A 14,908-nucleotide genomic window follows, 5' to 3' on the forward strand; every position below is an offset into this window, starting at 1 on the left:
CTAAAACCGAAATATTTAATCAAAATCTGGATAATAAACGGGTTTTAAATTATTTGAGCCTCAATTATTTATTCAGAAGAAATGTGAACTTTTTTACTTTGAGTGTTGTATTAATTGATTTAACCGATTAGGGTAATCAGTAATAATTCCATCTACACCAACAAGGTCAATTAATCTTTCCATATCAGCTTCCGCGTTCACTGTCCACGGTACAAGCTTCATCCCGGCTTTGTGACTTTTTTCTACAAGATCTGGCTTTACCAAATTAAAATTTGGACTATAAATCTGGGGGGTAAACCCAAGTTTATTTATATTTTCTTCCAGTGAATTTTCTTTATTACCGGTTAAGAATGCAGTTATAACCTGAGGATAATCCTTCTTAATTTGCTGAAGCAGTCTAAAATCAAACGATTGTAAATAATACCTGTCATAGCCTAAATCTTGTTCTCTTATAACTTCCATTATCAGATCTATAAACTCTGGGGGAGCAGGTTGATAAATCCCGTCTTTTTCGGGAGTTGCTTTAATCTCAATATTATAGATCACTTTCGGATATTTATTTTCCGCAGCAAATTGCTCTACCGAATCTATAAGTACACTGAGTAATGGTATGTGAGCTTTTGTTGTCTTTTGACCATTTCTTGAGTAAAACTTGCTACCTACATCATACTTTCGAATATCAGCATAATTCATCTGGTAGACAGCATATTCTTCAGCATTTCCCTCTTCCAATTCCTCACCATTAGGCAATAAACTAATTGACCGATTTATACGAGGATCATGGGTCACTACTACCTTTTTATCCTTACTTATATGTACATCCAATTCAATTACGTTTGCTCCCTCTTCTATAGCTTTAGTCATTGCAACAATCGTATTCTCAGGCTTAAGGCCGCTTGCCCCTCTATGAGCTTCATTTAAAAATTTAGGAAATGACTTAATAACAACTTCAGCAGGCGAAGAAGATGATTCCTGCTTTACCTTACACCCTGTTATACAAAATGAAACGATACAAAACGTAAATAGATAAAATATACTTTTTTTCATTATTCGGTAATTTTCAATTGAATTAAATTATATAAGTAATAAATTCAGAAACAAACCTCTGAATTATGGATTTCAGTTCCCTGGGCTAATACGTTTCCCGGTAATTTGCTGGTTTACCGAAATGTTTTTATGAGGATTACAGTACGATCTAAAAGTAAATCTTCAAAGTTCTGCTCCAAAGCAAGTTTTAATGATGTCTCCTCTGTCTTTTTTATTTTGATTTTTAAACGGAAACAATAAAACTAAGAAAAATACTAAAACGTTTTAGTTTTTTTCTTGATTTTCTGTTGGGATTAATCGATTATTTCTGAAACTATCTCTCTGGCGGATTTCAGTAAGTCCCAGGATCTTCAGAGAATCTTCGGTCTGCCATTTGGTTTCTATAGGTTTCTGTGCAAAACAAAAAATATGAAAAATAAGAACTTAGGAAGTAAGAATTTCTTTATAACAGACCGCCAGTAAATTATGAAGATAAAAAAGGTATTTTAAAGCCAAAAACCTATAAACTGGCCCAGTTTTTATTCTTTACTTTGATCTATACAATTCCATAGAATAATAACCAGGTTTTTATCATTTAAAATGACAAAAAATAAAAAAATAAAAAAGCCGTGGCCAACAAAGGCTGCCATGGCGCAGATTTATGAAAACAATCTTTGGGGTGGTAATAAATATGAATTTCACTCTGGTTTGGGCTCACATCATCCTGAGGTAGTAAATCCCTATATAACTATAGTATCCGGTTTCTTAGAAAAAATCGAAACACCAGCGGTTGTTTGTGATCTGGGTTGCGGCGATTTTAATATTGGTAAAAAATTGGTGAAGTACGCTCAAAAGTATATAGCTATAGATATAGTTCCAGATCTTATAACTCATAACAAACAGGCGTTTAAAGCCGATAACTTAGAATTTCATACTTTGGATATTGCAAAAGATAATTTGCCTAAAGGGGATTGTGCAATTCTAAGACAGGTGCTACAACATTTATCGAATGCTGAAATAAAATGTGTAGTGGAAAAGTTATATGACTATAAATATGTTATTCTAACAGAGCATTTACCTAAAGAAGATTTTGAACCCAATAAAGATATTATCTCAGGACAGGGAATAAGACTAAAAAAGCAAAGTGGTGTAAACCTTTTAGCGCCGCCGTTTAACTTTTTAGTTGAGGAAGAGAAACAGTTATTATCAATTAAGTCGCACGGCTTTAAAGGAATTTTGGTTACAACGCTATACAAAGTAAAATAAGTAACTAACCAAATTTTGCGATCTAGTGATTTAGACGCACTTCAATCAGAAAGAATAAAAAAAGATTAGAGAAGTGACCTCTACTGTAGCTTCAAAAATAGAACGACCCTACTCATAATATTTTCTTTGAAAACCACCCAATTAAGGTGTAGCTGCCACCTACTCTAATTTGTTATAAAACTAAAGATTTTGTTAAAGCGGCGCATGCTTGTTTAGTAAACGTATGGAATCTTAAAGTTATCGTTATACTTCAAGTTTAATGGAGACAGAAGTCCCTTCATTTTTAGCGGAAATTATTTCAACTGCTTCCTTCACATTGTAACCCAGTAGTGCTAATCGCTCTTTTACGAGGGAAACTCCTTTGGACTCGTGAAGTTTATTAGATGAATTTTCAGAAAATCCAATTCCGTTATCTTCTATTTTACATTGCAGAACATCTTCTGAAAGCATCTTAAAAGAAATTTTTAAGGTTGGATTACTTACACCAGGTGGAAAAGCGTGAACAAAAACATTTTCCACGAAAGTTTGTAAAAGCATAGTAGGGATTTCTATCGCCTGCGGATCAATTAAAGGATCTGTTTCAAATATTACCTTAATTCGATTATTAAATCGTGTATTTTCAACCCTAATATAGGATTGCAAATATTCAATTTCCTCACTCAATAAAATAGTTGGCTTGGTACAGTGATCCAGGTTTAACCTGATCAATTTTGAAAAATCTCCTAAAAATATGGTGGCCTTATCTATATCACTTTCCATAATATAATATTGAATCGAATTCATCGCGTTAAAGATAAAATGCGGATTCATTTGCGCCAGTAAAGCTTCCATTTTGGTTTCTTCAAAACGCTTTTGGATCAAGCCTTTTTGTGCTTCAAACTTTCTGGCCTGCCTTATTTGAAATTTATAAAAGCTATAAACTACCATAACTATAATACTTATACTAAGTAAGGCAAACCACCAGGTTTTCCAAAAGGGCGGAAGCACAGTTAAATTTAGTAAGGCCTGGGTATAACTTAAACCTGTACTTTCATCTAATACTTTCACCTCTAGCTCGTAATTATCTGTTGGTAGCGAAGGCAGGAAAATTTCTGGCCTGGAAAATGAAAGACTCCAGGGTTCCTCCTCATTTAACCGGTATTGATATTTTAATTTATTAGGATAAGGGTGCGCGTTTGTGCTAAATTTAAGCAATACTGTATTTTCATTGTACTTCAATTTTAGCTTCTCTCTTTCAGCAGATGATCCCAAAGAAAATTTATTATTATTGATGAAAATTTCTTTCAGTTCTATTTGATCTACCAGAGTAGTTGAATCCTTTACGGCATCAAGATCTATATTATAAAACCCATTGTTGCTTCCTATAGATAAAGTGCTTTGAGTCACTTCAGCACTCAGTAAAGGTTGCTCGAGGCCCTGTTCTTTATCCAAAAATATATATCGGCCATTTTTGTAGAGCGTTAATCCTTTTTCTGTGCCAATAATTAAAGTTCCCTGGTAATTCTCTAAAAAAGAAATAGAGTTTCCCTGAATTTTGGCCCTGGGAATTTTCTTTTGAATTTTGAATGATTCATCATCATTAACGATAAACACGTCACCGAACTCATTTGAAATGGCGAGATCCCTTCCTAAACCTGTGATGTGCTTTAATTTTTTTTCGCTCCATATTCCGTTTTCTAAATAGGATTCAAAACGATTATTCTCCCAGGCATAAAGACCGGAAAAAACAGACAAAAAATAAGTTTTATTTCCCCTCTGCAAACTACTCACCACCATAGTAGGAGTTTGAGGGTTTTCCTTTTCAAAGTGGGTATATTTAAAAAGTTCCAGGTCACTATACACTCTAACGCCGCCGTAAGGATTGGTTTCTATAAGATTCCCCGTTTTTGTAAAATTGATCTCTTCTGAATGCAATGGTAAATACCGATGCAATTCCCCCGAATCTTTTATGGCAAACACTCCAATATTGGTATTTATCCAAAACGTATCCTTAAAAACTTTTATATCATAAAAATTGATATCGGCAGCCTTTGTAGAATAATCCAGTTCGTAGAAATCATCTTTATGTTTAGGTAAAGGCAAGGCAGTATTCAATACATATTCTTCCTGCCAATTTTTAAACTGTGATAAAGTAATCTTTTGCTCATTTCCAGCTCTTTTTAATACGATTCCATCGTGGAATAATACTGCGGAAGTTTTTTCTGTTCTCGCAAATCCAATAATATTCTTACCCGGTAGTTCAGGAATTTTAATCTGGGGATTTAAAGCTATTTCAAATAACCCGGCATCCCGGGTTCCTGCATATAACTTTTCAAATTTTGAATCATAGGCCAGGGAAATAACTTCTTTGCTAGATATATTAAATTCAGAAGCCCTGGATATTAATTGCTCCTCTACCAATTCATAAATTCCTCCGTTAGTATCGTAAATGCCCCAGGCCGCAGTAAAAATTCTATGGTCGTCTGTTTTTGCATAATCCCAGATAATGGAAGTTCCGCTTTTTTCTAAAGGAATAGAATCCTTTTCACTCACGTAATCGGGAAGATGACTTTTCGTGAAAAAACCTTTATTACTGCTGTAAATACTATCATTATCTGGGAAAACGGAATAAATAAATTTATGCTTATTTACTTTAACCAAAGCGGTCTGCTCCTCCTCATTTAGAATCCTGAAGATCCCAGATCTATACGTGACCACGTAGATTTGGTTTTGGTATTCAAAAAAATCCTGAACCCTGAAAAGCTCCTTCCCGGCCGGAGTCTTTAAAGAATTTACTTTGAAAGTATTTAAATTTATAAGAGAAACGCCATCACTGGTTCCTACATACATATAGTTCCCGGAAGTAAACAGTTTGGTTATTTGGTTGTGAACCAATCCATCTTTTTCTGAGAGAATTTTGAATTTATAACCATCATACACACTAAGCCCTTCTCCGTAGCTACCAAACCATAATTTGCCGTTTTTGTCTTCTGCAATGGCCCAACAGCTGTTTTGAGCTAAGCCATCCTCTTCAAAGAAATATTGAAATTCGTCATTCTCCTTTTTAACTATACCATTTTCAGTACCTATCCATAGACTATTTTTACTGTCAATTAGTATGGATCTAACCGAGTTATTTGGTAAATCTTTGGCTGCAGTATAATTTTTAGTGGGATAATTTTGAGAAAAGGCGAAATTAAACCATAAAAATATTATGAGAAATAGTTTAATGGTTTTGTAGAATGGCATTGATAAACTCTTCTTCTTTTCGAAAGGAAACAGGAAGTTTCTCTCCGTTGGTTAATTCAATTTCCTTGTTTGCCTTATGGTATCTAACCACGTAATTTAAATTGATGACGTAGCTTTTATGAATTCTTTTAAAAGTAGTAGCCGGAAGTACTTCTTCAACAAATTTTAAGGTCTTTGAAGCTGTTTTTGCAGAACCATCGATTTTTTTAATACTGCAGTAGTTACTTTCTGCCTTGCAATATAGTATTTGATTGGTATGGATTAGTTCGAACCCTTCAAGGGTGGGAAAAGCAATTTTACTTACGTTTTGGTCATTTACATTCAGATTTTCTAAAAGCAAAGACAATTTTCTTTGAGCAAAATTCCTTTCATTTTTCTTTTCAAACTTTTTTACGGCTTCAGCTAAATCTAAATGATTAATTGGCTTCAATAAATAATCCAGCGCGCTACGCTTAATTGCTTTAATGCCAAATTTATCATGTGCAGTGGTGAAAATGACTTCAAAATTTATCACCTCGAAATGCTTGAAAAGTTCAAATCCATTCTTTTCTGGCATTTGAATATCTAAAAAAACCAGGTCTGGTTCGTATTTTTTGATGGCAAGCACCCCGGAATCTACTGAAATGCATTTTTCAACAATATTAAATTTATTTGGAAAATACCTGTCCAGGGTTTTCTCCAGTAAACTTTGCGCATTTATTTCATCGTCAATAATTACTGCCTTTATCATATACCAAAATTACAATTAAAATTATGAGTTGTTTAGACCCTGAAAAAGCTTCCGAAACTACCAAATAATTTCAATAAAATTAACTCACTTACCCCCCTAATAATTCCACTTTGAAAAGACAGTGTATCAAAAAAGAGATTCCTCAGGGATGAGTCAAAAAGCTTTAAAATGATTAAAATACTTTTTAAATTTTTAAGAAGAAAGACTGATGTAGATGCCCAACAATTAATTTCAAAGTAAGCAATAAGAAAAGTTTTGAAATTATTATTTTAAAAAAATACCAACAATAAAGCTAGAATTTTTAAAAATAAAGAAACAACTATAGAGAGCATATTTAAATTAGAATTTAAACTCCAGGTTTATGGAAATAGTAATTATCTTTTTGCGATTCTCACATTTGATGGCACAATAATAATGTGATCGTTAAAACTAAAAAAGGGTGTTTTCCCCCTTCTTTAATCGGCAGAAATAATTTCTATTTTTAATTCCAATAGGTTTAATATCACCTTTCCATTTCATATTAAATCGGATAAATTTTTATTTAATCATACTCATATAAAGTAAACCTCTGTATAGAAACATCATCAATAAAAGAACGAATATGCCTTCCCTGATGGGTTTGATCGCCATTTAAATGCTGGAAAACTTTCCATTTTCCTTCTTCAAAATATCCGCGATCTGTTTTTAAAATTCCTACCCTGGAATTTGGCTTTTTCAGGTTTTTCATTTTTAAAGAAACCCCATATCCCGCATAGAAAAATTCATTATCGGCTGTTTGAACAATAATTGCCCCAGCTGGTTCCCAAACATCCTCATTAGAGTTGGGCTCCCAACCAAGGTTAAAGGTATGTTCTGCAGTGAATTCATAGTCTCCCAGGGTAAATATCATTTCATTTACTTCCTTATTGAGCAAAACTCCTTCTAATCGATTTTGTCCTCTATTGGCTTCTAAAATCGGTTCTATTTGGTGAATTATTTCATACACCTGCGCTAATTTCTGCTCTTTTGGCGTGAAGGCTTCGCTGGGTATTTGCTCTACGGAAAATGGAGCAAATCCCAGGGCCTCGTAGTGCCCAATGGCGAACAAAGCTTTTGCCGCTACAGTGTTATCAAAATTATGTTCGGGTATGAATAACGGATTCCCCTGTCTTACATACAAATCGTTCCAATGTTTAAACCTCGGGTTATAAAAATCGGGAGCGTAAAAATCGATATTAGGAGATCCTGCTTTCCAGATATCAAGTAGATGGGGAAGCGGACCTCCACTGGGATAATCTCCCGGTTTTACATTTGGCCGGTTTAGTGCTGCATTAACATATGCGGGTAACGGGTATTCCTCTTTTCCTGCTTTTGTAACCTCATTGGCATAATGCGAAAAATAATAAGCCATAAAAATTTCATCCGTATGAAGTCCTTTTCCAAAAACTTCTTCCCAGCTGCCTTGTTCCCTGGCTCCATTATTCTTCCAAATTTCAGAAAATTCAGAATTTAAAATATCTTCATTATTGATTATATAATCCAATAGCTCCCTGGGAACTTCTTCTTTAAATTTTTGATTTGCCAGGGAATGATAGTCTCTGGCAGAGGGCAACATTCCAATTTCATTTTCAGGTTGCATAAGTATAACTGTATGATGCGAGCAGTCTATTTTTTTAATATACTTAAGGAGATGTTGGTATGCATTCAAATCTGCCTTCATATTATTTTCTGAAAAAGCTGTGAGAATCTCCTGGCTTTTCCCTTCTTTACTTACTGCCCTGGGGAATCTCTTTTGATTTAACTTCACCCAGGAAGGTACGTGACTGGACATACTATTCTTCCAGGAACCAAACCAGAGTACAACAAGTTTAAGATCATACTTACGAGCTTCCAGAATTAAATCTTCTATAAGTTTATAATCAAATTTCCCTTCTTCTGGTTCAAATAACTCCCAGTAAATAGGAAGTAACACCGTATTAAGGTTTAATTCTTTCAGCCTTGGCCAAACTGGTTTCATGGATTCCATAGTACTCGCTGTAGAATTTCCAAGCTCACCCGCAAGCATAAGATAAGGTTTACCATCAACCACCAACTGATATTTATTTCCTACTTGTTGTAAACGAGGAATTGCTTCCTGCGCAAACAAATCTGAAGAAAGAAAAAATAAAGAAAACAGGGTAAGGAATAAAATTCTTTTCATAGGATAGGTAATTGAATAGTTTTGTAAAAACCTTTTATAGTCAATTGTACTAAACTAAGATTTATTTTACACTCCCGAATTGTGACCTTCAGTATCTTTAAAAATTAATGTAAGAGCCCTCGTTATTGCACAAAGAAAAAGCCCCGGAACTCCAGAGCTTTTGCTTTTGCCTTATTTTCAACCTGGTTTAATTATTCACCATAAGGACTTAATCAATCAAACTGTAAATTTGACTCGGGCTCGATTTCTGAAATCGACTTCCCTCCTCCTATTCGGTAGGAGATCCCGAGATTTATTAGATAATCAGCAAATGCAGCATCTCCATTCCTGGGTTCTCCGGTTGCGATTTGAGTTTCAAGATCGGTAACACTTTGTGGCCGGTTTCTTCGTACCGCCACAGGCACATTTAAGTTTATTGAAAAGTTATTTTTCATATAAGAAATTCCGGGATCTATAGAAAGCACGTTTCCTGGCCTTCTAAATCCTCCGCTTCCGCCAAGCACATCTTCTACAGGAACACCTTCAAATCGGGCACCAAGAGATGCAGAAAAATTTTGTGATAAGCTATAACCTAAACCAATGCGCAACGCAAACTGATCTGGCACCGACATTACGGATTCATTTTCCAAAATAGGACTTAGGGTTTCCCTAAAAGTTCTAATTCCATTCGTTTCCTTGGGATTAAAGAGATAAAATCCGCCTCCGTAAACAAACAAATTTGTGCTTATTGCCTGGTAAAACTGAAAATCAGCAGTAAACCCAAAACCGCCATCTCCCGGCTGAATAGATTGATCTACCGGTCTCACCTGTGGCGAACCTTCAGGACCCACGTTATAAAAAACATCAGTCGCATTATAATTTCCGGTAGGCAATTTTAAGCCAAGTCCTAATGCTAAATTTCCATTTACATGATCCACGGGGTCAAAAAGCCAATATCCAACACCCAATCTAATATCGGCAAGTCCCCGCGAAAATGTTTTATGTCTTTCTTCACGTCCGTGCTCATACAAAGAAGAACGTTCGTTAAGCACGGTGGGAATAGTAATTCCGGCATATAATCTATCTGTTAAACCATAATTAAGACTAAAATCCCAGGAATGGGAATAGTTTATTACTTCGGTATTATTTGAAACGCGGTCCGGTTCCTCTTCTGTACCCTTAAAGTGTCTAAAAGATTTAAAGTACCGGTAATTCATCCCCACCTGAAAATCCCCTTTCCCCAGCAAGTTACTTTCCAGTTCATTCCCCATACTACAGGAAAAGTGTCTAATAGCCACACAGCCTTGTGCGTTTATTGTTTGTTGGAAAAATAAACCGAATAATAATGCACTAAAAAGGCTACAATTTAACTTCATACAGGTAGTTTATATTATTGATAAGAACCAAAGTAGATTTAATTAGTACAGGTTTTGGATAATGAAAAATCAAATAGATTAATGAAAGGTTAATTGAATTAATAAAAGACTAATTGCGAACTTGAAAGCTAAATTTTAGTAATATAGTTCTCGATTTGAAACGGAGAAAAATTTATATCGCAGTATTTATCATTTCGGTGGTAGGATTATTCGTGGTACAATATCAATACTTAAGAATTGGACTCAACCTCGCTGAAGTACAGTTTGAGCAGAAAATTGAACGGGCCGGAAACAATTTAAAAAAGGATCTTGCAGCGGAAAATCAGCTTAGTTTTTTAATTGCACAGTCGCTTACCGGCCAAAACTACTTTAGTTTAAGTCGTGACAGTTTACAGGATGCTTCCCGTCATTTCTTAAATGATTTTGTAAAAGATAGGTTAGCCGCCAATAAAATTGACACCGACTTCTCTTACCATCTTTACACTGAAGATGATAGTTTAACGCTAATATCACCAACAACTTTCAGCAGCAAAGATTCTATTATAAAATACCCGATTAAATTAGAAGGTTATCTTCCTCTAATGCTGGAAAAGGAAGTCACCCTTGAACTTCAGTTTAAAAACCTCAATTCCTATTTTTTATCGCAATTGCATGGCTTGCTAATCCCTGGCTTACTTTTCCTTGCTATTATTATTTTTGTGGTGATTTGGATGTTGCGATTGTTTTATTGGCAAAGAAACCTCATTACCATTACCAACGATTTTATTAACAACCTCACTCACGAACTTAAAACTCCGGTCTTTTCAATTGGGGTCGCCACAAAAATCCTGGAAGCAGATATAGAAGAAAGCAAAAAGCCCATAGTTTTACAAATTAGAAAACAGGTAGCTCGCTTAAATAAACATATTGAGCAGGTATTAGACCTTGCCAGCCTGGAGAATAGGAAAAAGTATATTCAACTCGAAGAAAAAGACTTGCGACCGGAACTTCTACAATGGTGTGAAGATTTTAAATTGCATTCGCAACTGGAAAATTTTAACTTCAATTTCCATTTGGAACCGGGACCATACAATATGAAAGTTGCTCTGTCCCATTTTGAAAATGCCATAAACAATTTGCTGGATAATGCTAAAAAGTACGCTGAAGATCCTGTTATTAGTTTAAAAGCTTTTTCAAAGAAAAATGATTTATATATAGTAATAAGTGATAATGGGAGCGGTATTTCAGATAAAGAAAAACGCCGTATTTTTAAAAAATTCTACCGGGTTCCTGAAGGTGATTTACATAGCGTAAAAGGCTACGGCCTCGGATTAAATTATGTTCAGGAAGTTATAAAAAGACATAAAGGCCAAATTAAGTTAGAAAGCAAACTACAAGTTGGAACACAAATCATAATAATCATACCCTTAATCAATGTTAATTAAAAAGAACAAAATATTATTGGTAGAAGACGATGAGTCCTTAGGATATCTACTTTCTGAATATTTAAAAATTAAGGATTTTGATGTTCGTTGGGCGCCAACAGGAAAGAAAGCTTTAGATCTTGTTGAAGCTCACTCTTACGAATTGGTTATCCTGGATGTTATGCTGCCTGACATTGATGGATTTACACTTGCGCAAAAAATAACGACAAATTATCCAGACTTGCCTTTTATTTTTCTTACCGCCAGATCATTAAAAATAGATGTTTTAAAAGGTTTTTCTGTTGGTGCCGTAGATTATTTAAAAAAACCAATTGATGAAGAAGAACTGGTAGCCAGAATCCAGGTGCTTTTATCACGACTTCAAACTCAAACAGAACCTGAAACCCAGGGAGACTTACATTCTATTGGAAAATATACTTTTAATTTTAAAAGTCAGGAATTAATTTTTGAAGATGAAGTGATTCATTTAACAGGAAGAGAAAATGAATTATTAGGTTACCTGGTGCAAAATAAAAATGGACTCTGCAGCCATAAAGACATTTTAGTTCTTCTGTGGGGTAAAAACGATTATTTTAACCGAAAAAGTTTAAACGTTTTCATTTCTCATCTTCGAAAGTATTTAAGTCGGGATCCAAATATTAAAATTGAAAACCTGCATAAAAAAGGATTTGTTTTAAAAATTAATTGAGATAATCCTTTTCCAACATACGAGACCGGTTAAAATAAAAAAGGTTTGAGATATAATTATTAGTCAGCATAGGAATTATAGCAATCCAAGAATTTACTCCACACAAAAGCCTCTCATTTCTGAAAGGCTTTTGCTTCCGATGCTTCGGAATGCGGTCTGGACGAGACTCGAACTATTTCCAAACACCCTTATTTTACAAGGCTTTCGAAAGCGCCTATTTTAGGACTCACCGAATTCGGCACCTTTAACAAAGTTTAACATTTTGTAATTATGAAGAGCCTTACTTCTCAATTTTTAAGAGGGACCCTTATTTTATAGTTTTAAATACATAAATAAAGATAATAACCATAGGATGGATAATAATAACTTCCAAACATTCCTTGCGAACAGTTTCTGAGAGAATATGATTGGACTTAATCAAAAATTTTCAAAAGAAAACCGCCCCCGATGATCGAAGACGGTCTTCCCACTAACTAACACACTTAATGGATAAAAAAATCTACTTAACAATATCAATTTCCGCAAAAACCGGTCTATGGTCTGAAGCGTATTCTTCTGGAATTACTTTATGAGATTTTACTTGAAATTTAGCTTGAGGATGTTTATAGTAAATAAAATCAATTGCTCGTTTAGGGTTCTCCACCGGAATAGTCGGTGGACAGGTTTTGCAGGTCCTTTTGAGTTCAGAATCTAACAACTGGATGGTTTCTGAGTTCGGACCATCGTTAAAGTCTCCTCCCAATATTAAAGGCTCGTTCCATTCGCTTGCCATCTCAATTAACTTCTTCACCTGTAATATTCTGCTCTTTGAATCCGTTTTATAATCTAAGTGGGTACTCCCGAACAAAATATTCTGATTTGCATTAATTTCAATTAAGCCTAAAGCTACCACTCTATTTTCAGTATTGTCTTCCGGGTGGTTAGGAAGAGCTAAAATTTCGCTATTCTTTATTGGGAATTTTGATAAAATTGCATTCCCATATTCACCATTATCATAATCAATAGCTTTGGCAAAATAATATTCCTTATCCAGGGCTTCAGCAATCAATTCTGCCTGGTTCCCCTCTCCCGACCTTTCAGTATTAAAATCTACTTCCTGGAGAGCAACTAAATCAGGATTTTCTGCTTTAATTACCTTAACGATAGCTTCTATATCAATCTTATCTTCTATAGAGGGAGGGTTAGCGTGATGAATATTATAAGACATTACTCTTAGTGTGCGCTCTACCACCACTTCATTTTCCGCTTCATTTTCATTAGCCGTGGCAGTTTTATTACCACTTTCCTCACACGAGATAAAAGAAGCCGCCATTAAAACGGCTCCTATTAGGTATTTGATTCCGATCATTTGAATAAGATTTACCATCCTGGATTTTGTACTAAATCGGGGTTTCTTTCTAATTGAGGAAGGGGTACTGGCCAGAGATAGTGTCTTTCAGGGTCAAAAACCCTGTCAGTTAACGCAATAATAAATCCATTCTCATCTGTCCTTAAATTATCAGCCATTGCAGGATTTGGTAACCACTTCACATTGGTTCCTTTGACGTCCGATGCTAATAATTCTCCCTGTTTCCAGCGTTTAATATCAAAGTATCGCTGACCTTCCAGTGCTAATTCAACTCTTCTTTCCCTTCTGATTTCCTCTCTTAGATCTAATCCATTAGATTCCAAATCAGCCAAAACCATAGGTTGCATTGCTACTCTTTCTCTTAATAGGTTGATGGATATATCCAGGTCTTCCTGAGATAAAACTCCCTGTTCAAATCTGGCTTCAGCATACGTTAATAAAACCTCCGCATAACGCAGTAAATGAATATCATTAAAATCACGATTATAAGTTGGTACTGCAGAAGGTTCTGCATATTTCGTAAAATAATACCCGGTCAGGGTTACAGCACCACGTCCATCAGATTGAAATTTCGGGACTTCAAAAATTTCTGGATTTTCATTATTTTCCCGGCCATCATAACGACCACCCCATTCAGAACCTGGTTCTAAAATAGTTTGTGTCATTCTTGGATCTCTATTTTCAAAAACGTCTTCATAAGTTTCAACACTATATAAAGGCGACTTATCAATTGGTAATCCATCAGCCATTAAATAAGAATCTACCAAGGATTTGGTTGGGTTCCATCGAATAACCTGATCGGGAACGTGTATTTCCCGGCTAAGATTATGCATAGCTTCATCCTCTAAAGATAGCCTGGCAATAATAGTTTCTTTGTTATTACCATTGGCAAGTTTTCCTTCATAAGTAAATAAATCATAGTAATCACTTTCTGGATTTCCGGTAGAATACAATTCATAAACCCCCATATCCATTACTCTTTTAGCAGCATCTTCAGCAACATCGTATCTTTCATTATACAATGCCATCCTGGCTTTTAATGCAAGGGCTGCACCTTTATTCATTCTACCCAGATTTTCTCCTGAAGGTATCTCTTCAGGTAGGTACTGAGCAGCATCTTCTAAATCATTGAGTACAAAATCCACTACTTCCTCTTTAGGATCTCGAGGTATCATAAGCTCATCAATATTAAGTGGCTCTGTTACTAAAGGCATATCGCCCCAGAACTCTGTTATATAAAGGTACATTAATGCTCTTATCACCCGTACTTCGGCAGCATATCTCTCAGCAACCAAAGGATCATCAACTTCTGCTTTTTGATAGTTAGCCAAAAAGGAATTAGCCTGGCGAATCCCGCGATATTGTGTGGTCCATTCTGTATTCAGGGTATTTAAATCTGAATTGTAATTTCCACTTCCTATACGTTGATACTGGGTTGTGGAAGGCCACAAGGTATTGTCCCCCATATTTTCCTGGTCAACAGTATTCTTAGCTTTCACATTGGCATATAATGCATTCGCAGCCAACCTAAGGTGTTCTTCGTTCTCCCAAAAGGTTTCATCAGTTAGTTCATCATTTGGTGCTCGATCCAGAAAATCTTTTTCACACCCTACTAAGCAAAACATGCTCAGTATCACACTAAATACAACTATTTTCTTCATCTT

The 14,908-nt window shown here is 35.2% G+C and carries 10 protein-coding genes; 3 read left to right on the forward strand and 7 right to left on the reverse strand.

Annotated elements, in window-relative coordinates:
• Positions 1-93 precede the first annotated feature (93 nt).
• Positions 94-1,047: a glycerophosphodiester phosphodiesterase family protein gene (locus B4F31_RS07380; protein ID WP_286760994.1), complete on the reverse strand. Its 954-nt coding sequence runs from the start codon at positions 1,045-1,047 to the stop codon at positions 94-96.
• Positions 1,048-1,626: 579 nt separating this feature from the next.
• Here B4F31_RS07380 and B4F31_RS07385 point away from each other — a divergent pair.
• Positions 1,627-2,292 (forward strand): class I SAM-dependent methyltransferase, encoded by a 666-nt coding sequence (locus tag B4F31_RS07385; protein ID WP_075325021.1) that lies wholly within the window; start codon positions 1,627-1,629, stop codon positions 2,290-2,292.
• Between the two features lie 243 nt (positions 2,293-2,535).
• Here the strand turns inward: B4F31_RS07385 and B4F31_RS07390 are convergent, their stop codons facing one another.
• From B4F31_RS07390 to B4F31_RS07405, 4 genes are all read right to left on the reverse strand, one after another.
• Positions 2,536-5,520: a sensor histidine kinase gene (locus B4F31_RS07390; protein WP_286760995.1), complete on the reverse strand. Its 2,985-nt coding sequence runs from the start codon at positions 5,518-5,520 to the stop codon at positions 2,536-2,538.
• A complete protein-coding gene (locus B4F31_RS07395; RefSeq protein WP_075325023.1) occupies positions 5,498-6,250 on the reverse strand; it encodes a LytR/AlgR family response regulator transcription factor in 753 nt (250 codons plus the stop codon). The genes B4F31_RS07390 and B4F31_RS07395 overlap by 23 nt, the downstream gene beginning before the upstream one ends.
• A gap of 541 nt (positions 6,251-6,791) precedes the next feature.
• Positions 6,792-8,429 (reverse strand): DUF5597 domain-containing protein, encoded by a 1,638-nt coding sequence (locus B4F31_RS07400; protein ID WP_075325024.1) that lies wholly within the window; start codon positions 8,427-8,429, stop codon positions 6,792-6,794.
• A 212-nt stretch (positions 8,430-8,641) separates the two neighbouring features.
• Positions 8,642-9,784, reverse strand: a complete 1,143-nt coding sequence (locus tag B4F31_RS07405; protein ID WP_075325025.1) for a protein involved in meta-pathway of phenol degradation — start codon at positions 9,782-9,784, stop codon at positions 8,642-8,644.
• A 155-nt stretch (positions 9,785-9,939) separates the two neighbouring features.
• Between B4F31_RS07405 and B4F31_RS07410 the strand changes: the two genes are divergently transcribed.
• A complete protein-coding gene (locus B4F31_RS07410) occupies positions 9,940-11,208 on the forward strand; it encodes a sensor histidine kinase (RefSeq protein ID WP_075325026.1) in 1,269 nt (422 codons plus the stop codon).
• Positions 11,198-11,896 (forward strand): response regulator transcription factor, encoded by a 699-nt coding sequence (locus B4F31_RS07415; protein ID WP_286760996.1) that lies wholly within the window; start codon positions 11,198-11,200, stop codon positions 11,894-11,896. Before B4F31_RS07410 ends, B4F31_RS07415 begins: the two co-directional genes overlap by 11 nt.
• A gap of 499 nt (positions 11,897-12,395) precedes the next feature.
• Here B4F31_RS07415 and B4F31_RS07420 read toward each other — a convergent pair whose 3' ends face one another.
• Both B4F31_RS07420 and B4F31_RS07425 read right to left on the reverse strand, forming a co-directional pair.
• Positions 12,396-13,244, reverse strand: coding sequence for an endonuclease/exonuclease/phosphatase family protein (locus B4F31_RS07420; RefSeq protein WP_286760997.1), 849 nt, complete (start codon positions 13,242-13,244; stop codon positions 12,396-12,398).
• A gap of 11 nt (positions 13,245-13,255) precedes the next feature.
• Entirely contained in the window at positions 13,256-14,905 is a 1,650-nt protein-coding gene (locus tag B4F31_RS07425) for a RagB/SusD family nutrient uptake outer membrane protein (RefSeq protein ID WP_093304455.1), read from the reverse strand.
• Positions 14,906-14,908: the final 3 nt, after the last annotated feature.

This window comes from Salegentibacter sp. UBA1130 (assembly GCF_002311535.1).
Taxonomy (GTDB): domain Bacteria; phylum Bacteroidota; class Bacteroidia; order Flavobacteriales; family Flavobacteriaceae; genus Salegentibacter; species Salegentibacter agarivorans.